The organism is Leptotrichia sp. HSP-342, from assembly GCF_041199995.1.
Lineage (GTDB): Bacteria > Fusobacteriota > Fusobacteriia > Fusobacteriales > Leptotrichiaceae > Leptotrichia > Leptotrichia mesophila.
In genome coordinates, this window is sequence record NZ_CP165646.1 from 1,133,869 (window position 1) to 1,153,311 (window position 19,443).

Sequence of the window (19,443 nt, forward strand, 5' to 3'; positions counted from 1 at the left end):
ATTTGTTCAATGGAGTGGCGTAGATGTGCTATTATAATGTTTCTGGGCGTTTTTAAATCTTTTGATTTATACCATGCCGCTGTATCACAGATTATTTTCACTGTAGCTTTCAGATAATTAATTCAGAAAAACGCTAATGTTACCTATATTGCAGTTAGGTATAACTAAAGCATATCTGTCCTCATATAATGGCAGGAAACTCTGGATCTGAACTTGTTACTGCATCAAAAGCACCTAGATTTTTCCAAAATTCGCTTCATTTTCAAATATTATTCTAAATTTCGTATACTTTTTCTATTTTCATCATCTTATTTATTATATTATACCTGATGATTATTTTTAGTTAGCTTAATAGGTTCATTATTAGATTTTTAATCTATTTTTCAGAAAGATTTGTTATTTTTAAATTTTTCATTTATTGCTCCATTGTCTTTTCAAGTTATCTATGATAAAATAAAAGAATAGGTAATTTTAATACTAGCCCTTAAGTAGCCCTTATTTTTGTAAAAAGATTAGATAAATTTATGATTTCACAAGAATTTTTTTCTCAAAAAAATAATATTAATTTTTTTAGAAAAATCAAAGGTTGCAAACGATTTTTAAACGAGTTAAAAAAATATAAAATAATGATGTATTATTTAAATAAATTGTGTTATACTATATATTATGTAGATTTTGTAGCTGTAATAGAAAAGCTATAGAGATTACTTTTTAGATAGGAGGATATATGGGGATTTTTGATTTTTTTAAATCTTCTGAGAAAAAAGAAAAGAAATACAAAGAAAACTATATGGGCGGTAATAATAATCAGCAGCAAATTAGAAGACAAATTTATGATATTGTAAACAATGAATCAGAAATCATGGAAAATGGCAACTATGACAGCTATTCTGATGATTTTAAAGAAATTTCCTACTATGATGAATTTGGAAAAGAATTTAAAATGCCTAAGAAAGATTGGATTGATAAAAAATTATATCCATCCATAAGAAAAAACTGGAGTAATATGGAAGGGCTTTATCCAATAATTCAAGATGCTTTTTCAAAGGAACTGTACCCGGAAATAAAGGAAGCTGTGCTTAGATTTTACGCAGCAGATGAAAACTTTGAGAGAAAACTGATTATGCTTGGAACTTATCATATAAAGACAGGTTCGTGCGAAAGTGCAGTTGAGCTGTATGAAAAAAATTTGAACATAAATAACGTAACTGAAGGACTTTGTATAGCCTATGCTGAGGCATTGGAGGTTTGTGAACGTTTAGAGGAGTCTGAAAAAAAATATTATGAAGCGCTTGAAATCAATCCAAATTCTGCAACAGCATTTAAAAAATATTTTGATATTGTAAAGAAAAGAAGTAGCAAGGAATATGAAAACAAGCTGGAAAAACTTTCAGAAATAAAGGGAAACTGGCGAGCTAAGATGATGCAGGCAATAGTTTATTTCAAAAAAGGAGATAAGGAATCTGGAAATTTCTTTCTAATAACTGCATTAAAAGAGTCTGGGTACAATTCAGAAGTAATGTACATTACCTCAAGTATTTACATACTAAATGAATTATACGATGAATTTAAGCAATATGTACTGGCATATTACAATCCTGAAAAACATAATGTTTATACGGCACTGAATGTATTGAAGTATTACAAGGTAAAGGGAATGTACAAGGAGGGGTTGGAACTTTGTAAATTTACTTCAAAATTTCCATGGATAGAGCATTATAAGAAATTTATGCATTATGAGGATTATTTTTGGAAACTGAAAGTAAAAAAGGAAACTGGTGATGTGAAAGAGAATATGGCAAATCATTTCTTTTCTACAAACAAGCCTATATGGTATTACGAATTTAACCATCCAGAATTTATGCTAAATCAAAGTAGACGTGTAAAGCCTAATATTCTCATTCTTACGTTGACATCAATTGGGGAAAAGTCGGAGCTGGCTGAAAATCTGGCGGTTTCATTACCATTGTATCTAAATGAGAATCTTCATTATAAGACAAATCTAAATTATCAGCTTGCAATAGCCTATAACAATGAAAGTCTATTCGTTTCGAAAAAGCGTTATAGCACTGATTATATGAAGTTGATAAGACAGCAGAACAATAACTTGAATTTCGTTTTGGCAGGAAATATCCTGAAAATGCCAAATGTTGAAAAATATGAAATTGAAATATATCTATATGATACGTTTAATGAGCAGAAATCAAGCTTAATTAACAAGATTTATGATGAAAATACGATTTATAATGTTCAGAATGATCTGCTTAAAGCAGTAAGCGGATTCTTTGGAAGAGATTTTTCAATAAAGTACGAAAAAAATATGGATAATCTTATACTGTTCTCTCCAAAAATGAAATTCCTCATACAGAGCAAGATTCACAGGGAACACCAATCATGGCGATATAAGAAGCTTCTTTCAGATCAGATTGACGTAGTTCTTGAGGACAGAAATAATGACTTAAAAAAAATAAACCTTCTTGCGTTGTTGTGTGAGATAAAACAGACAAATAGTCAGCTTTTGAAATTCCAGAAACCGCTCATTTACAACATGAACATTCATGGGATTTTTGAAACTCAGACTTTAAAGATATTGGCACCTATTATATTCAGAATATATGATGACGATGTAAACTTTCAGGCAAATATTGAAGCTTTGAATATAACAGATTCAAATTATCTTAATTGGATAAATAAATTTATGGAGGAATAAAATATGCTGTTTTATTTTAAAAAAATATTTGGGACAGTAATATCCTTTTTTTACATTTTTGTGAATCTCAATTTTTATAATTCGATTTTTCATGAATATGTGAATGACAAGATTTTTCATATAACTCTTTGGCTTGGAATAGTTGAGATATTTTTTTGGATTATGCTGTTTTATTCAGTTTTCTACCTTAAGGATAAGAGTAGTAATACAAATTCCAAAAGTCAGGAAGAAGCTGAAAAGAAGGTAATAAAGGATATAAGAGATCTTTTAATATGTTTTGCTATATTTCTTGTAAGTTTAATATGTATAAACATTTCACGTGTAATCTTACAAAGCTCGCCGTATATGAATGATGTTGTTTCAAGTGTAAGTACGTATGTGCTGTTTGTAGGTGGAACTAGAGTACTTTTCATATTTTCCTCAATAGTATTTATTTTTATTGCAGTAAGCCGAAAAAGTGTTCTACTGATTATTATATCAGTATTGAATCTGGGAATTTCAGTAATGATATGGTTGGACTTTGATGCTAATATTACTGCAGTTATGCGAATTATTATAGCTATATTGGCAATTATTCATTATATATTCTTGAAAAATACTGTTAGATATACTTTTAAAGAAAACGATAATGGGAAAATTGAGATGGAATCTAATCAAAAATTAAAATTAAATAAACAGGAGGATAAGAAATAAAATGAAAAAAAATAGAACAAAGTTGCTATTTCTAGCACTGGCACTATCAGTTGGGAATGTATTAAATGCAAACAATCAGGATGTTTCAAATGAAGTAAAGCAGCCGCCGATAGAAATACGAATTGAAAAGGGAAGAGGGGAAATTATAGAAAGACCTGTAAACAACAATAGAAATAATTCTGTTTCAGGCAGAGGAGGAACACAAACAATAAGAAGTTCCGCTGGATCAATAACGGTAGATTCATCATATTCTTCGAAAGGACAGAATTATAGACAAAGATTTATAATTCTTCACTATACAGCAATGGATAGAGACGGCTCTTTAAGAGCATTGACAAATAATGAAGTAAGTTCACATTATTTAATATCAAATCAGGAAAATGATCCAGTATTTTATCTAGTAGATGAAAACAAAAGAGCGTGGCATGCAGGTGCAAGTGAATGGAAAACAAGTAAGAACCTGAATGATAGCTCAATTGGAATTGAAATTGTTAATGATGGTGATTCAAGAGGATATTTTGAGCCATTTAAAGACTTCCAAATTAAAGATGTAGCTGTACTTGTAAGATATTTAGCAGATAAGTATGAAATCCCTGCGACAAATATTTTAGGACATTCAGACATCGCCCCTCAAAGAAAGCCTGATCCAGGTCCATTATTCCCTTGGGAAGAGCTTTATAGAAAGTACAATATAGGAATGTGGTATGACAATGCAAGAAAATCTGAATTTGAAAATGAATATTCATCTTCATGGGCATCATTACCAGCTGCAACTGTACAAGCTGAATTAAATAAATTTGGATATACTATAAGTACAACTGGAAGATGGGATGAACAAACAAAGAACGTAATAAAAGCATTCCAGTATCATTTTAGACCATCAAAATACGATGGAAAGCTTGATTTAGAAACATATGCTATATTGAAGGCATTGAATGAAAAATATAATAAGTAGAATCTTAGTTACAAAATAGATATGATAAATAAGAAAGGAATGTTACAGAATGAAAAAATTTTCAGACAGAGTTTTAAATATGCATTATTCGCCAATTAGAAAATTAGTTCCATATATCGATGAAGCTAATGGATCTGGCGTGAAAGTGTATCAGCTTCATATTGGACAGCCTGATGTGGAAACACCAGATACTTTTTTTGAAGGACTTAATAATTATAAGGAAAAGATTGTTAAATATACAAATTCAGCGGGGATAATGGAATTGAGAGAATCATTTTCAAAATCTTATGCAAAAGTAGGAATTGACATTTTGCCTGAGGATATACTGATTACTCAAGGTGGAAGTGAGGCTATTCAAATTACGCTTCAGACAATTTGTAATCCGGGAGATGAAGTCTTAGTTCCTGAGCCATATTATACAAATTATGACAGTTTCTTGAGAATTGCTGATGCAAAATTAGTTCCAATTGAAACTTCCATTGAAAATCATTACCATTTGCCTGAAAAGGAAGAAATTGAAAAATTGATTACTCCAAGAACAAAAGCGATAATGTTTTCAAATCCAAGTAATCCAACTGGAATTGTTTTCAAGAAAGAAGAAATGGAGTTAATAAAGGAAATTGCAATAAAACATGATTTATATATTATTACAGATGAAGTTTACAGACAATTTATTTATGATGAAGAAATTGAAAAAAGCTATCAGTCATTTATGTCGATTCCTGAAATTGAAGACAGAGTAGTTTTAGTTGATAGTATTTCAAAGCACTACAGTGCATGTGGAGCAAGAATTGGAGTTATTGCCTCAAAAAACAGAGACTTTTTATCACAAGCCCTTAAGTTTTGTCAGGCAAGATTGTCAGTTTCAACAATCGAGCAATATGCAAGTACAAACCTCATAAATACTTTAGATACATATATTGACAATACAAAACTGGAATATAAAGTAAGACGGGATATGATTTATAACAATATTATAAAAATACCTGGAGTCATAACTTACAAGCCAAGTAGTGCATTATACTTGATTGCTGAATTACCAGTGGATGATATTGAAAAATTTGCAATCTGGCTGTTAACAGAATTTAGATATGAAAATCAGACGTTATCATTTGCACCAGGTCCTGGATTTTATACAACGCCAGGAAAAGGTACGAAGGAAGCAAGATTTTCTTTCTGTACACATAACTTGATTGAAATTGAAAATGGAATGAAAGTACTAAAAAAAGCATTGGAAGAGTATAATAAATAAAAATAGTTAAAAAAATTTTATAGACTTGTTTAATAATTCAAAATTATAGGTTTTTTGTGATTATAAAAGCAAGTCTAATTTTATAATAATTTTAAAAAAATTTACAACTAAAAATTCATTTAAAAAATAACTTTAACTATTTTTAGCTATTTAAACAGAATATAATTTGAATATAACTTATAAAGTAGGAGAGAAATTAATTTGATGAAAAATAATGAAAATATCGAACAGATAGAAAATGGAGAAAGTCATATTGAAAGAGATATAAAAAATGCAAAAGAAATTCTGGAGAGAATGAATCCTAATCAGAAAATTAATTATCATACAATTTTAACAAAACTTATTTCAGATTGGGAAAACAAGGATATTCGTCCCAAAATATTAATTCACAGCTGCTGTGCTCCATGTAGTACATATACCTTGGAATTTTTAACACAGTATGCAGATGTTACAGTTCTTTTTGCAAATAATAATATTCATCCAAAAGCAGAATATGTAAAAAGAGCCTTAGCACAGGAAGAATTTATTAAGAGGTTCAATGAACGCACTGGAAATAACGTTGGATTTATTGAGGACGAGTATAAGCCGATGGATTTTTATAAGGCTGTGAAAGGACTGGAAAAGGAAAAAGAAGGTGGAGCAAGATGTACAGTCTGTTTTCAGATGAGGCTTGATATTGTGGCGAAAAAAGCTCAGGAATTAGGATTTGACTATTTTGGAAGTGCCTTGACATTGAGTCCCCATAAGAATAGTCAATTAATAAATACATTAGGGCTGGAAATTCAGGAAATTTTTGATGTAAAATATCTTCCATCCGATTTCAAGAAAAATAATGGATATAAACGCTCTGTCGATATGTGTGCAGAATATGACGTGTATAGGCAATGTTATTGTGGATGTATATTTGCAGCTATGGATCAAGGAATTGATTTAAACCAGTATAAATAGAAGTTAGAAGATATTAAAAAACTGATTTGTTAGAAAATTATAAAAAAATTAAAAATTTGCCTTGAAAAATAAATAAGAATAAGATATAATGTACTTGAAAAGGATTAATAAAAGTTAGGTATTAAAAAGTTAGGTTATAATAGAAGCGAGCAAGTCTAAGTCTTCCTAATTTATTAATCATTATATTTAAGGTATTTTTAGGCGATATTATTATGTATCGCCTTTTTAAATAAAAAGGGGATTAAATGAACGAAAGGAAAAGTAAATTATAATTTTATAACATTAACATCAAGTTATTTAAAGTATTTAGGAATATATGAAAATAAAGTTTCGCTAAAAGTAAACAGGCCATTTATAGGAATAGTTTTTAAGATAAATAATAAGGAGTATTTTGCACCATTATCTTCTCCAAAAGAAAAACATAAAAAAATGAAAACTAATATAGATTTTTTCAAAATAGATAAAGATAACTTAGGAATTATTAATTTTAACAATATGATTCCAGTTATTAATAATGATTTATGTAGGAAAAAATTGGATTTAAAAATGTTAAGTAAAAGTTTAAATACAGAGGATATAAAATATTTTAGATTATTAAAAAATCAATTGAAATATTGTGAAAAGAATAAAAATATTATATTTGCAAAAGCTGAAAAAATATATAATATTTTTACAAAAAATTTCGAAGAATTGAGTGAATCACAGAAAAAAATGTATAGAAGAGTAAATAACTTTAAGGTGTTGGAGTCTGCTTCAAAAGAATTTAAAAAGGAATACATAACAAAATTACTTTAAAATTAAAATTAGAAGAGATTTAATTTAATAGAATGATATTAAACTGATTTGAGTATATATAAGAAATTAAATAGAAATAAAATAACAAGAATGAGGATTTAGAAGATGAGAATTTTGATTGTAGAAGATGAGAGAATGATAAACGATATTATAGCTAGAACGTTAAAAAAGGAAAATTACAGTGTTGATAGCTGTTTTGATGGAGAAGAAGCGTTAGATTATATTTTTTCTACGGAGTATGATGTTCTGATATTAGATATAATGCTGCCTAAACTTGATGGGTTTGAAGTATTGAAGAGAATACGGAATAAAGGGATACAGACACCAGTTTTATTTTTGACTGCGAGAGAAAGTGTTCAGGATAGAGTAAAAGGGCTGGATTATGGAGCTGATGATTATTTGATAAAGCCGTTTGATTTTGAGGAATTGCTTGCACGTATTCGTGTAATTCTTAGAAAAAATAGTATAAAATCTGATTCAGTAGGAAATGTTTTTAAATTAGCAAATCTTACAGTTGACTGTAATACACACACTGTATATAGAGATGAAAAGAAGATAAAATTATCTCCAAAAGAATTTTCAGTACTGGAATATATGATAAGAAACAAAAAAAGAGTTATTTCCAAAGAAAAAATTGAGCAGCATATTTATGATTTTGACTCTGAAAGAAATAGTAATGTGATTGAAGTACATATAAGGCTATTGAGAAAAAAAATTGATACAGATTTTACGCCTAAATTGATTCATACAATAAGAGGTGTAGGATACGTCTTAAAGGAAGAAAATGAATAAGAATACTAGTAATAATTTTGTTAATAAAATAAATAATAAAAAAAGAATTTCAATAAAAACAAAAATTGCATTATGGTATACGAGTATGATAATTATAATTGTACTGTGTTTTTTAGGAGCAATGTTTTATATAAGTTCTATTGCAGTAAAAAATTCTGTTTATAAAAGGCTTAAAACAACAGTAGAAAAAATTAATAAGAGCATTGAACTTGAAAATGGGGAGTTAATAATTGACAATAATCTTAGCGTAATAACCGACGATATTTTTATTTCAATTTATGATAAAAATCTTAACTTTATATACGGAAATACAGATATTGATTTAGAAGTTTCTCAAAATTCTGATGAAAGCAATAAAGTAAAAATAGTAAAACAAAAAAATTCAAATTCAAAATGGTATGTTTATGATATAAGGAAAAATTTTATCGGACATGGAGAAATATTAATTAGAGGGATTACACCTTTTTCCAGCCTTGAAAAAAATATAGAACTAATTATTTTAATATTTATTATTATATTTCCATTCTTAATAATTGTTTCTATTTTAAGCGGAAAATTTATAACAAAAAAATCTTTTAGCCCAATTGAGCAAATAGTTAAAACGGTTAACAAAATTTCGAGAGGGGATGACCTTTCTCAAAGAATTAATTTACAAAGTGGAGAGAGGGAAATCTATGATTTGGCTGAAACTTTTGATCAGATGTTTAACCGTCTTCAAGAAGCGTTTGACAGGGAAGCTCAGTTTACATCGGATGTGGCTCACGAATTAAGGACTCCACTTTCAGCAATTCGTATGCAAAGTGAGTACAGCTTGAAATATTTGAATTTAAATGAAGAATCAGAAGATATATTAAAAAATATTTTGGAAAAATCTAAAAAAATGTCAACGTTGATTTCTCAACTGCTTATGCTTGCAAGAATGGATAAAAAAAATCAAAAACTTAATATTAAGAATGAGAATTTGAATGAAATTATTCAGTTAGTTATTGAAGTTGAAAGCAATTATGCTAAAGAAAAAAATATTAAAATTATTTACGATGAAAAAAATGATATTTTTGCAGATGTTGATAAAGATATGCTTACACGGGTTTTTATAAATCTTATTTCAAATGCGATTACTTATGGAAATGAAAATGGAACAATAAAAATAATTTTAAATAAAATAGAAAATGAATCTGAAAACACTGATGTACAAAAATCAAAAATAAAATGTCAAATTATTGATGATGGAATAGGAATTTCAAGTGAACATATTAATAAAATCTGGAATCGTTTTTATCAGGTTGAATCTTCCCGTTCCACTGATAATTCAGGACTTGGGCTTTCTATTGTAAAATGGATAATTGAAGAGCATAAAGGGACGATTATGGTAGAAAGTGAGTTAGGGAAAGGAACTGTTTTTACTTTTTACTTACCTGAAAAAATTTTGTAATCTAACTAAATAGGTTATTTTGATTAATATATTTTTATTTATAGAAAGGGAAAAAAAATGAAAATACTAGAAAAAAGAATGACACCATTTTTAATTTTAGCAATGTTGTCTGTTTCAGCTGACATAAATTTGTATTCTGCAGAAATAACAACTGTAACAATAAGAAACAATAGAGTGAAAATAAATTTGGAAAGAGCCAAAAAAATTGTTTTTGAACATTCTAAAATACATTCAAATAATGCAAAATTGACAAAACTTATTTTAGAAAAAGAAAATAAAAAATATGTTTATGCAATTGAATTTTATTATAAAAATAAAAGATATAGATATAATGTTGATGCAAATACAGGAAAAGTAATCACATATAGTTCTACTGAAAGACTTATATCTGATTCTCGTTGGGGCGTTGGAAAAGATATAACATTCCAAGCGAAAAATGCACCAGCAGTAGCACCGTCACCAGCACCAATAGAACAAAAGACTGAACCTGATGCATATGCTGATATGCAGAGTAAATTAGAATTTAGCAAAAGAATAACTGAGGAAGAAAGTTATTACAGAGCTAAATACAACTTCAGTAGGAAAGAAAAAAATGTAGAAAATATCATTTTAGAGCAATTGAAGAAAAATGTTTATGATGATCTGAATTATGCTTCATTTGAAGAAATTATTCTTATAGATGCTGAAAAATCAATTTATAAGGGTACAATAAAAGCCAATTATATAGAGTATAATTTTAAAATTAATTTGTCAACAGGCAAAATTTTAAAATGGAAATTAAAAAAATAGAATCTAAAAAAGTAAAAATTTTCAGTTAAATTTAAGGTTAATTTGCTAAAATACACTTGAATCTTTTTAAACTTAAATATATCATAACTTTTGATACAAATTTTAAAACAGTATTGTTATGATAAGAAAGTAGGAGAACTATGAAAAAGAAATCAAGAAAATTATCTGTATTAGTTATGACAGGATTAACACTTTATGCTGCAAATGGATTTTCTATACCAGCAATAAAAAAAGATTATACTTGTCCGATAGGAAAAGAAAAGTTTAGCAGCATTGATTATTCGCCACAATGTCCGACTAACAAATTTGTAATGTTCAAGAATGGATTTACAAAAGAAGAATTGAAAAAATATGAAAAAATAATAAATTCAAAAGAATACAAGGCTATTCCCCAAAATTTGCCTAAAGAATATTATTTAGGGAGATTTTATGAAATGGCAGGCGGATTTTCAGATAAGGAAATAGGCGAAACGTATTACAAAGCATATACAGCACAAATTAATGAGAATTTTGAAAATGCTAATACTTTAAAGGAAAGTTTGGCAAAAGGGATAAGTTATCTTGAAAAATCTTTGCCTATGGAAAATAAAAGCGAATTTCCTTGGAAGCTAGCTTATTTATATATTAGTAACAAAGAATTTGATAAAGCAAATGCCTTAGTGGAAAAACAGGATAAGAACGTTCATTTGGAAAGAATAGCAAATTTTTACTACACTCTCTCTGATATAGAAAAATCTCAAATAAACTATTATGGTTATGACTATATGGATTTTAATAAGGAAAGTATTGATAAAAAAACAGAAAAAGAATTTAGAGAAAAAGCATTGTATTACTTACAGGATGTAATTAAGAAAAATAAAGGACGTTATTCAGAGAAAGAACTTTTCAGACTGGTAGATTTATACAAATCTTTGGGAAATGAAAAGGCAATTGACGAAATATTTTCTAAAGCACCATCAGAATACTGGAGTTTGATTGTGTCATACTATTTAGACGAGCCTGTAATAAGTATTGGTGATGTCTATGATGAAAAAAAATTAGCAACAGAAGATAATTTAAAAAAAGCACTAAACTATGCTGACAAATTAGTAAAAATGATTTCTAAAAATAATAATGCTGATAAAATTCAATATAATCTATCTATAATTTTAAAAGCTGAAGCTGAGCGTCGTTTAGGAAAATTTGAAGAAGCATCAAAAACTTTAAGTAAAATAAATTTAACAGATGTTAAAGATACGCTTTATGATTATGATTTTAAAATTCTTAAAGAAAGAATAAATAAGAAAGATATTAGTGTAAGGCAATATATTCCAGAACCAATTAGGTATTAATATTAGAAATTTTTTCAATATATTGTAAATTTCTTAAAAATTTTCAGTTAATTTTAAGGTTCATTTGATAAAATACATTTATTAAAGGGAAAGGAGTTGAGTATGAAAAGGAAAAAAAGAAATTTATCTGCACTAATTACAGCAGGACTGATAATGTGTGCTTCAAATTCTTTTTCCATAACAATAGCAACTAAAGAATATATTTGCCCAGTAGGGAATGAAAAGTTTACAGCTGGTATAAGTTTGCCACAGCAATGTCCAGAAAATAAATTTATAATGTTTAAGGAAAATTTTACAAAAGATGAATTGAAGAAATATGAAAAGATAATAAACTCAAAAGAATATAAAGCTATTCCTCAAAATTCTCCTAAAGAGTATTATTTAGGGAGATTTTATGAAATGGCAGGAGGATTTTCAGATAAAGAAATAGGGGAAACATATTATAAATCATATATTGAACACATTAATAGAAATGTTCAGAATAATGATACTTTAAAGGAGAGTTTGATAAAAGGGATAGATTATCTTGAAAAATCTTTATCTTCAGGAAAAAAAGATGGTTTTCCATCGAGTTTAGCTTACTTGTATATCAGTAACAGGGAATACGATAAAGCAAATGCTCTGATAGAAAAACAGGATAAAAATATTTATTTAGAAAAGATAACTGATTTTTATTATAGCGTTTCCAGTTTGCAGAAGACTGAAAGTGGTTATCGTTATAAATATTATAATGAAATCGGTATTGATGAGAAAGCAAAGAAAATTTTTAGGGAAAAGGCATTGAATTATTTACAGGCAGTAATTAGAAAAAATAATGGACATTATTCGGGACAGGAGCTTTTAAGGCAAGCAGAATTGTATAGTTCTTTAGGTAATAAAGAAGCTATAGATGAAGTATTTCTTAAAGCACAGCCAAAACATTGGAAGTTGATTATTTTACATTATCTGGATGAACATGGAGGAATTATTGGCGAAGTTTATGATAAAAATAATTTAGCAACAGAAGCTGATTTGAAAAAAGCTCTAAGTTATGCTGACAAATTAGAAAAAATGACCGATAAATCATTTAAAGAGAATATTAACATGGAAATGAAAAATATTAAAAGAAATGATTATCTTGAAGCTGCATTTTTGAAAGCTGAAGCTGAACGTCGTTTAGGAAAATTTGGAGAAGCATTAAAAACTTTGAGTAAAATAGATGTAGCAGATATAAAAAATACTGCTTTTAATAGTGATTTGGAAAAACTTAAAGAATTAATTGAAAAAAAGGATAACAGCGTAAGCCAATATATTCAAGGCCGAATTATGTATTAGTTTAAATAAAAAAGTTATAAAATTAAAACTTGAAGGAGAGATGATTTTTATGAAAAAGTTTTTTAATAGAAAGATTGAAATTTTTACTCTTTTGCTATTATGTGCTAGTTTTTTAAGTGCCGCACCTGTAAAAAGTGAGGAAGAAGCAGTAAAAACTGTGAAAAAATCTATAATTAAGCATAACCTTGGTGGTAAATTAGGAACAAAGTGTATGAAATTTTACATTGATGAAACTGCGGAAGATTTTCAGGTTGATGTACGTAGTGATAATGAAAAATGTGGAGGAGATCCTAGAGTTGAACCTCGTATGTTCAGTTATACTGTAAATAAAAAAACTGGTAAACTTAAAACAGACAGTTTTGAATATGCAAAGGAAAAAGGAATTGACTGGGAAGGCGATTATCTGTCTATAGATTAGCGATGCAGGAAAATATAGTTAATTAAAACTTAAAGGAGAGATGATTTTTATGAAAAAATTAGTTTTAACAGGATTGCTTGTATTAAGTGCAATGGCATTTGCAGCAAAAATTACTACAACAGGAAAAAGTTGGGAGAAAATTGAAAAAGAAAATAAAGTTCCCGAACAGGAAATCAGCATAATGAATTTTAGCTGGTTGGATAAAAAAGATGGTGTAGAGGGTGTATATAACACATATAGCTTTAAAATAGGGAAATTAGAATCTGCTAAAAACAATGACTTTTATCTATCATCATATTATGATGAAAAACCTGAAAATGGTTTACCATTAGTATCAGATTTTAATAATATCAAAAATTTAAATGCTTTTACCATTAAAGAAAGTCTTGATGAAAATTCTGAAGCTTATGTTTCATATTAAAAAATAAGAAAGACAGCTGTAAAAGGAATATATTATATAGACAACTATATTGGTCAAAATGGGAAAAAACATCCTAAATTATACTTTGGATTTGATGAAAAATCTAAAAAGGTTGTAATTACTGATAAAAATGGTAATATAAAGAATGTATTGGAATATTATCCAGCAGGTTAATTATAAAATTAATATTTAAAAACAATATAAATGAAAGCAAGGGATAAAAAATGCTAAAAAAAATAGGAATAGCAATGTTAATTATAGCAAGTTTAGGAATTGCAGCTACAACAAATGAATTAAAACCAATTAAATTCCATAAAACATTTAAAGAAAGTAATCAGGTAAATAAAAACTTAAGCAATGAAGATAAAGAAATAATAAATATAGCAATAAACTTTGCAAATGAATATATACAATTAAAAAACCCTGATGAGTTCGATAAATGGTTTGCAAAAGCTCCAATTACAGAAAAATTTAGAAAGGAATATTTTAGAAAAGAAAAATATATAGATTTAAAGGAAAAAGAATTGTATGCAGTAACAAGTGAATCATCTAAAGAAAAATTAACTCCTGCTGAAAAGAAATTTTTAAAAGAAAATAACGATATATATTCCTATTATCAATACGATCCTTTATTGGGATTAGGAATAGAAGATTTAGCACAGGAAAGTGAATTTTTATTGAAAGAATATGATCCCAAATCTAAAACAGTATATTTAAAAGATAAGTATGAGGAAGAATTTGTTATTGATGGTAGAAAAAATTATCAAGGTGGAACAGAAATAATATTAAAACTTGTAAAACAAAATGGAAAATGGTTAATTGATGAATCAAAAATAAAATAATTTTAAAAAAATAAAGGAGAATTAATTATGAAAAAAATGTTATTATTTATGATGTTATTATTATCAGCAATAGTATTTGGAGAAAAAGTTACAAATAAAATTAATTTTGAAATTTCTCCAAAAGAATTGAGAAATATTGTGAAAAGTGAACCGTTGTCAAATTCACACGATAATGGTAGTTATGCTGTTTATTATTATGCAAATGTAGAGGATCCGTTAGGTGTAAAAAGACAATTTAACAGCTTTGCTTTTTCTGAAAATAAGTTGTATTCAACAATCTTTGATTCAGTAACAACAGATGAGGAACATGCAAAAATAATTGAAGCTTATAAAAAAAATATAAATAAGATTTCTAAAGAAAAAATGAATATAAAAGAGCGTAAAGGAGCATTATTATTATATAATTCAAAAAAAATAATCGAAATATATAGAGTAGTAGACCATACATTTATAAATGTTGCTCTTTATAGTGCTGGAAAATTAAACAATAGTTTGAAAAATTATGAATAAATATAAAAAATGAAAGCGAGTGATAAAAATGTTAAAAAAAGTAGGAATAGCTATGTTAATCGTAGCAAGTTTAGGAATGGCGGTTACAAGAAATAAATCAAAAGTAGGTAAAGTTCAAAAAACAGTTAAAGAAAGTAATCAGGCAAATACAAAATTAAGTAGTGAGGATAAAGAAGCGATAAATACAGCAATAAACTTTATGAATGAATATATAGAAATTAGAGATCCTGATGAGCTTGATAAATGGCTTGCAAAAGCTCCAATTACAGAAAAATTCAGAAAAGAATACCGAAGAAGAGAAAAATATATAGAATTAAGTCAAAAATCACTTGAAGGAAAATTATCTCCTGCTGATGAGAAATTTTTAAAAGAAAATGACGATATTGATTATGACTATGATGCCTTATTAGGATCAGGAATAATAGATATAAGAGAAGAAAGTGGATTTCAATTGAAAAAATATGATTCTAAGTCTAAAACAGTTTATTTAAAAGATAAATACGAAGAAGATTTTGTTGTTGATGGTAGAAAAGGTCATCAAGGTGGAACAGAGATAACATTAAAACTTGTAAAACAAAATGGAAAATGGTTAATTGATGAATCAAAATAGAAATAAAAAATAAAATTTCTATGCTGTCTATTATTATGCAGATGTGGAAGATTTGTTAGACGTGAAAAGGCAGTTTAATAGTTTTGCTTTTTCTGAAAATAAATTGTATTCATCAATCTTTTATTCAGCAACATTAGATGAAGAATATGTAAAAATAATTGAAGCTTACAAAAATAATATAGGTAAGATTTAAAAAAAATGAATATAAAAAGTGTAAAGAATCTTTATTGTTGTATAATTCAAAAAAATAATTAGACTTATTCGACAACCTATAGTTCAAAATTATAAATTGTACAAATCAACGAGAATCTCATGGAAAATTTTCTTCTCTTGTTTCTGTAACGTTTAGACACTATCCTGAATTTCTTGATATGCCTATTCACATGCCCTATGTAGACTCTCCGCTTTGAAATTTTCTATTCTCTTTAGTTAATTTGTTCCTTTTTGTCAATTTTTTAGGTATCAAGCTGTTACTGTGTATCTTATTCATGCCTATGTATTCTTTGTCAGCAATTAAAAGTATATTTTTAAAAAAATGCATGCAGCTTTTACAGAATAGCTTAAAGTCATGAACGCTTCCATGTGAAAATGAGACGTTAAGTATCCTCAGATATTTTTCATCTGCCACTATCTGAGCCTTTATCATGTACTTTTTCTTTTTTCTTGAGTAATATTTCCGCTATTTTTTTAGGGTGCTCAATCTCGCATTCTGTAGCGTCAACCAGTACAACCTCTATCTCAGTGTCCCTGACAAGCTCCTCTTTTTAGACAAAGAAAACTCCCCGCTTTTTATCAGTATGTTCTCAGTTTATTTAACACACTTACAGATGGTACTTTTTATAACGCCATATTCAAAGGCAATATTTTCCATAGTTCTTAATACGAAATCATAATTATAAACCCGTCAAGAACAGACAGTTTTGACGGATGTCCGCCTCTTAAGTGGATACCTCGTTCAAAAGTGTTATTTTTAATACCAAAAATTTTCTGATAGTTTTCTTTCTTAAGTTTTTTTATTCTTTCAACATCATTTATCATTTTCATCACTAGTATTGTTCTTTATACAAGGTTATCGAGTAGGTCTATTCAAAGGCATGACTACAATAGATCCTGAAGTTACAGCACGACAAATGCATGAATATTTTAAACTATTTCTTTATATTTATCCATTTTTTTAACAACAGCATTTCTATATATCAAAAAATAATTTTAAATATCTTCTTATATCTAATGATATGATATATCTCTTTATCCTTCTGCTAAATTTCTTTCTGAACGGCAGTTCTTCCAGTATCGAGATTGCTAATTTCCTTAGAATATTTAAGTTTCTTGCCGCATTTTTGTTTAATGTCTTATTTGCATCTTCTCTGAATGTCACATCCAGTATCCAATGATAACTTTCTATTGCCCAATGTCCTCTTACCGCTCTTACAAATTCTTCCACTCCCCTTCTATATTCGTTATGTAATACCTTTTCTGTTCCTGCTTTTTTCCATTTTCTTCTGTTGTTAAAATTGATGCGCCTATCCCTTTTACTTCTTTCCATTCCTTATTTCTTTTAATAAGCCATTCTGTTTCTTCAGTATAGTAATATTCCCTAGTTTCCAGTCGACCCCTTTGCTTTTCTGTTTTCCTGCTGTACATTCCTTCTTCCTTTAATTTTTTTCTGAATCCCTTGTCAGCAAAGTAATCTTCTATATCTTCTTTTAAAGTCTTCTGGTTCCCTTTTACCTGGAGACAGAAATAGCCCTTCTTCTTTCCTATCTTTTTTATGATTTCTTTCTGGGTTCCTATCGCATCTATTGTAACTATACATTCCTTTACTGAGATTTTATCAAGCAGACGTAATATCACTTCTATCTCATTCCCTTTTCCTTCAACCGCCACTTGTGAATAACAGATTCCATCTTCTTTAGAATACGCAGATACTATGTCTAATGGGCTGTTGTTTTTATTCTTCATTCCGTTTAAAAATTTCCCATCAATATTCAATATTTTTCTTATTTTTTTATATTCCCCGGAAATTTTTAGCTCCATCCATTTTGTCAAAAGAACTTCTGTAACTTCAGGCTCTATTGTAGCCATGACTCTTTGAATAGTATCATGCGGCAGCTCCAAGTATCTTTTTAATGTTTTAAGATACAGTTTCCCAAATTCCTCAATCTCTTCCCAATATTCAACATTCGCAAGCATAGCAAAAAGAGTAATCACAACAATGTCACTTAACTTGTGTTTTATTTTTGAAGCCTGTTGCTTGTCCTCTATTTGAGTAATATATAGTGAAACTTATACAAAACCGACCTAAAAATATGGTATAATAACTTTATGGCATATGAAAAAGATTATAGAAAAAGAATTTTAAATTTTTATTACGAAAATGGAAAAACAAAAACATTATTTCAGTTCAACATAAGTTCCAGCACATTGTACAGATGGATAAAACTTAAGAAGGAAACAGGAGATCTTTCATCAAGAATACGGAAAAGAAAATTTAAGGTGCTTGATCCTGAAAAACTTGATGAATATATGAAAAATCCAGAGAATGTAGATAAATACATCCGTGAAATAGCAAAAGATTTTGGCTGTGGAAAGGAGACAGTGAGAGTGGCACTGAAAAAATTAGGATACACAAGAAAAAAAAACAGACAAAATACAGGGAGCAGGACGAGAAAAAAGTAAATAGATATTTAAAAAAAATTATCAGAAGCAGGTTCAGGCAGAGAAATAATCTATATTGATGAAACAGACTTTGACGAATATTACTACCGTGAATACGGCTGGAGTAAAAGGGGAATATATGTTGAAGGGAAGAAAAGAGGATTAAGATATTCAAGAATAAATCTGGTTACCGGAAAAATAGGGAATGCACTGATAGGAAGTATGATATACAGGGAAACAATGGAAAGTGAATTTTTTGAAGAATGGTTCAGGGAAATACTTTTAAGAGATATTGAAAAATTAGGGAAGAGAGTTCTAATAGTGATGGATAATGCGAGATTTCATAGAAAGAATATATTAGAAAAGATAATAAAGGGGACGGGACATTGTCTATTATTTCTTCCGCCGTATTCTCTGGATTTAAATCCAATAGAAAAATTATGGGCTAATATGAAGAAAAAATTAAAAGACATAGCTCATAATTTTAATACACTAGAAGAAGCAGTTACTTCTGTTTTATTTAATAAATTAGTTCAGTTTTAAATAGGTTTTACTATATATTAACAATTCTTTTAGATTTTGGTTATTTTCCGACATGTTTAACAGCTTCTTTAGTAATATTATACCTTTTTTTTAGATTTTTTTCATGCGTTTGTCGTGAAGTTACAGAAGTTCTCTTGACAAAATGGATGGAATTAAAAATTTTAAGGGAAGATAAAAAATAAAAAGGATATTGAATATTTTAAGAAAATTAGCAAAACAACTGCCGTTCAGAAAGAAATTTAGCAGAAGGATAAAGAGATAATATAAGAAGATATTTAAAATTATTTTTTGATATATAGAAATGCTGTTGTTAAAAAAATGGATAAATATAAAGAAATAGTTTAAAATATTCGTGCATTTGCTATGCTCTCTAAATAAAAAAGTTGCAATTTTAAAAAAAATATATTATAATAAACGGTATAAAATTTTG

22 protein-coding genes and 1 pseudogene are annotated in these 19,443 nt (G+C 28.0%); 19 read left to right on the forward strand and 4 right to left on the reverse strand.

The annotated features are described in order from the left end of the window. Nucleotides 1–727: 727 nt before the first annotated feature. The 17 genes from AB8B23_RS05785 to AB8B23_RS05865 all read left to right on the forward strand — a co-directional run bounded on the left by AB8B23_RS05785 (nucleotide 728) and on the right by AB8B23_RS05865 (nucleotide 16,005). Complete coding sequence (locus AB8B23_RS05785) at nucleotides 728–2,710, forward strand: tetratricopeptide repeat protein (protein WP_369713834.1); 1,983 nt, start codon at nucleotides 728–730, stop codon at nucleotides 2,708–2,710. A 3-nt stretch (nucleotides 2,711–2,713) separates the two neighbouring features. Beyond that, entirely contained in the window at nucleotides 2,714–3,403 is a 690-nt protein-coding gene (locus tag AB8B23_RS05790; RefSeq protein WP_369713835.1) for a hypothetical protein, read from the forward strand. A 1-nt stretch (nucleotide 3,404) separates the two neighbouring features. Next, complete coding sequence (locus tag AB8B23_RS05795) at nucleotides 3,405–4,358, forward strand: N-acetylmuramoyl-L-alanine amidase (RefSeq protein WP_369713836.1); 954 nt, start codon at nucleotides 3,405–3,407, stop codon at nucleotides 4,356–4,358. 49 nt (nucleotides 4,359–4,407) lie between these two features. Then, complete coding sequence (locus tag AB8B23_RS05800) at nucleotides 4,408–5,610, forward strand: pyridoxal phosphate-dependent aminotransferase (protein WP_369713837.1); 1,203 nt, start codon at nucleotides 4,408–4,410, stop codon at nucleotides 5,608–5,610. Nucleotides 5,611–5,814: 204 nt separating this feature from the next. Further along, on the forward strand, nucleotides 5,815–6,558 hold the full coding sequence (locus AB8B23_RS05805) for an epoxyqueuosine reductase QueH (RefSeq protein WP_369713838.1): 744 nt from the start codon (nucleotides 5,815–5,817) through the stop codon (nucleotides 6,556–6,558). 276 nt (nucleotides 6,559–6,834) lie between these two features. Next, nucleotides 6,835–7,353 (forward strand): type III toxin-antitoxin system ToxN/AbiQ family toxin, encoded by a 519-nt coding sequence (locus tag AB8B23_RS05810; RefSeq protein ID WP_369713907.1) that lies wholly within the window; start codon nucleotides 6,835–6,837, stop codon nucleotides 7,351–7,353. Between the two features lie 105 nt (nucleotides 7,354–7,458). Next, on the forward strand, nucleotides 7,459–8,145 hold the full coding sequence (locus AB8B23_RS05815) for a response regulator transcription factor (protein WP_021744513.1): 687 nt from the start codon (nucleotides 7,459–7,461) through the stop codon (nucleotides 8,143–8,145). Continuing rightward, entirely contained in the window at nucleotides 8,138–9,577 is a 1,440-nt protein-coding gene (locus tag AB8B23_RS05820; protein ID WP_369713839.1) for an ATP-binding protein, read from the forward strand. The genes AB8B23_RS05815 and AB8B23_RS05820 overlap by 8 nt, the downstream gene beginning before the upstream one ends. Nucleotides 9,578–9,634: 57 nt before the next feature. Continuing rightward, the gene (locus AB8B23_RS05825) at nucleotides 9,635–10,366 is read left to right on the forward strand and encodes a PepSY domain-containing protein (protein ID WP_369713840.1); all 732 of its coding nucleotides are present in this window, start codon (nucleotides 9,635–9,637) and stop codon (nucleotides 10,364–10,366) included. Between the two features lie 140 nt (nucleotides 10,367–10,506). Then, nucleotides 10,507–11,697, forward strand: a complete 1,191-nt coding sequence (locus AB8B23_RS05830; protein ID WP_369713841.1) for a hypothetical protein — start codon at nucleotides 10,507–10,509, stop codon at nucleotides 11,695–11,697. A gap of 102 nt (nucleotides 11,698–11,799) precedes the next feature. Continuing rightward, a complete protein-coding gene (locus AB8B23_RS05835; RefSeq protein ID WP_369713842.1) occupies nucleotides 11,800–13,011 on the forward strand; it encodes a hypothetical protein in 1,212 nt (403 codons plus the stop codon). A gap of 49 nt (nucleotides 13,012–13,060) precedes the next feature. Further along, nucleotides 13,061–13,429 (forward strand): hypothetical protein, encoded by a 369-nt coding sequence (locus tag AB8B23_RS05840; RefSeq protein ID WP_369713843.1) that lies wholly within the window; start codon nucleotides 13,061–13,063, stop codon nucleotides 13,427–13,429. A gap of 49 nt (nucleotides 13,430–13,478) precedes the next feature. Further along, the gene (locus AB8B23_RS05845) at nucleotides 13,479–13,850 is read left to right on the forward strand and encodes a hypothetical protein (protein ID WP_369713844.1); all 372 of its coding nucleotides are present in this window, start codon (nucleotides 13,479–13,481) and stop codon (nucleotides 13,848–13,850) included. 224 nt (nucleotides 13,851–14,074) lie between these two features. Then, nucleotides 14,075–14,692: a hypothetical protein gene (locus AB8B23_RS05850; RefSeq protein WP_369713845.1), complete on the forward strand. Its 618-nt coding sequence runs from the start codon at nucleotides 14,075–14,077 to the stop codon at nucleotides 14,690–14,692. 27 nt (nucleotides 14,693–14,719) lie between these two features. Next, entirely contained in the window at nucleotides 14,720–15,202 is a 483-nt protein-coding gene (locus AB8B23_RS05855; protein WP_071124683.1) for a hypothetical protein, read from the forward strand. A 28-nt stretch (nucleotides 15,203–15,230) separates the two neighbouring features. Beyond that, a complete protein-coding gene (locus tag AB8B23_RS05860; protein ID WP_369713846.1) occupies nucleotides 15,231–15,812 on the forward strand; it encodes a hypothetical protein in 582 nt (193 codons plus the stop codon). A gap of 52 nt (nucleotides 15,813–15,864) precedes the next feature. Then, nucleotides 15,865–16,005 carry a hypothetical protein gene (locus tag AB8B23_RS05865; RefSeq protein WP_369713847.1) on the forward strand — a complete coding sequence of 47 codons (141 nt, stop codon included), beginning with the start codon at nucleotides 15,865–15,867 and terminating at the stop codon, nucleotides 16,003–16,005. Between the two features lie 195 nt (nucleotides 16,006–16,200). On the opposite strand, the pseudogene AB8B23_RS05870 reads toward AB8B23_RS05865, so the two are convergent. The 4 genes and pseudogenes from AB8B23_RS05870 to AB8B23_RS05885 all read right to left on the reverse strand — a co-directional run. Further along, nucleotides 16,201–16,476: pseudogene (locus tag AB8B23_RS05870) on the reverse strand (transposase); the annotation flags it as partial. Between the two features lie 212 nt (nucleotides 16,477–16,688). After that, entirely contained in the window at nucleotides 16,689–16,859 is a 171-nt protein-coding gene (locus AB8B23_RS05875) for a hypothetical protein (RefSeq protein WP_369713848.1), read from the reverse strand. A gap of 142 nt (nucleotides 16,860–17,001) precedes the next feature. Continuing rightward, on the reverse strand, nucleotides 17,002–17,256 hold the full coding sequence (locus tag AB8B23_RS05880; RefSeq protein ID WP_369713849.1) for a hypothetical protein: 255 nt from the start codon (nucleotides 17,254–17,256) through the stop codon (nucleotides 17,002–17,004). Then, nucleotides 17,241–18,086, reverse strand: coding sequence for an ISAs1 family transposase (locus tag AB8B23_RS05885; protein WP_369713908.1), 846 nt, complete (start codon nucleotides 18,084–18,086; stop codon nucleotides 17,241–17,243). Before AB8B23_RS05885 ends, AB8B23_RS05880 begins: the two co-directional genes overlap by 16 nt. A 51-nt stretch (nucleotides 18,087–18,137) precedes the next feature. Here AB8B23_RS05885 and AB8B23_RS05890 point away from each other — a divergent pair, with 51 nt between their 5' ends. Continuing rightward, nucleotides 18,138–18,491 (forward strand): IS630 transposase-related protein, encoded by a 354-nt coding sequence (locus tag AB8B23_RS05890; protein ID WP_369713850.1) that lies wholly within the window; start codon nucleotides 18,138–18,140, stop codon nucleotides 18,489–18,491. A 54-nt stretch (nucleotides 18,492–18,545) separates the two neighbouring features. Next, entirely contained in the window at nucleotides 18,546–19,013 is a 468-nt protein-coding gene (locus AB8B23_RS05895) for a transposase (protein ID WP_369713909.1), read from the forward strand. Nucleotides 19,014–19,443 lie beyond the last annotated feature (430 nt).

Coding starts and splice junctions, on each gene's coding strand:
- AB8B23_RS05785 (WP_369713834.1), top strand. CDS start 728: ATGGGGATTTTTGATTTTTTTAAATCTTCTGAGAAAAAAGAAAAGAAA.
- AB8B23_RS05790 (WP_369713835.1), top strand. CDS start 2,714: ATGCTGTTTTATTTTAAAAAAATATTTGGGACAGTAATATCCTTTTTT.
- AB8B23_RS05795 (WP_369713836.1), top strand. CDS start 3,405: ATGAAAAAAAATAGAACAAAGTTGCTATTTCTAGCACTGGCACTATCA.
- AB8B23_RS05800 (WP_369713837.1), top strand. CDS start 4,408: ATGAAAAAATTTTCAGACAGAGTTTTAAATATGCATTATTCGCCAATT.
- AB8B23_RS05805 (WP_369713838.1), top strand. CDS start 5,815: ATGAAAAATAATGAAAATATCGAACAGATAGAAAATGGAGAAAGTCAT.
- AB8B23_RS05815 (WP_021744513.1), top strand. CDS start 7,459: ATGAGAATTTTGATTGTAGAAGATGAGAGAATGATAAACGATATTATA.
- AB8B23_RS05820 (WP_369713839.1), top strand. CDS start 8,138: ATGAATAAGAATACTAGTAATAATTTTGTTAATAAAATAAATAATAAA.
- AB8B23_RS05825 (WP_369713840.1), top strand. CDS start 9,635: ATGAAAATACTAGAAAAAAGAATGACACCATTTTTAATTTTAGCAATG.
- AB8B23_RS05830 (WP_369713841.1), top strand. CDS start 10,507: ATGAAAAAGAAATCAAGAAAATTATCTGTATTAGTTATGACAGGATTA.
- AB8B23_RS05835 (WP_369713842.1), top strand. CDS start 11,800: ATGAAAAGGAAAAAAAGAAATTTATCTGCACTAATTACAGCAGGACTG.
- AB8B23_RS05840 (WP_369713843.1), top strand. CDS start 13,061: ATGAAAAAGTTTTTTAATAGAAAGATTGAAATTTTTACTCTTTTGCTA.
- AB8B23_RS05845 (WP_369713844.1), top strand. CDS start 13,479: ATGAAAAAATTAGTTTTAACAGGATTGCTTGTATTAAGTGCAATGGCA.
- AB8B23_RS05850 (WP_369713845.1), top strand. CDS start 14,075: ATGCTAAAAAAAATAGGAATAGCAATGTTAATTATAGCAAGTTTAGGA.
- AB8B23_RS05855 (WP_071124683.1), top strand. CDS start 14,720: ATGAAAAAAATGTTATTATTTATGATGTTATTATTATCAGCAATAGTA.
- AB8B23_RS05860 (WP_369713846.1), top strand. CDS start 15,231: ATGTTAAAAAAAGTAGGAATAGCTATGTTAATCGTAGCAAGTTTAGGA.
- AB8B23_RS05890 (WP_369713850.1), top strand. CDS start 18,138: ATGGCATATGAAAAAGATTATAGAAAAAGAATTTTAAATTTTTATTAC.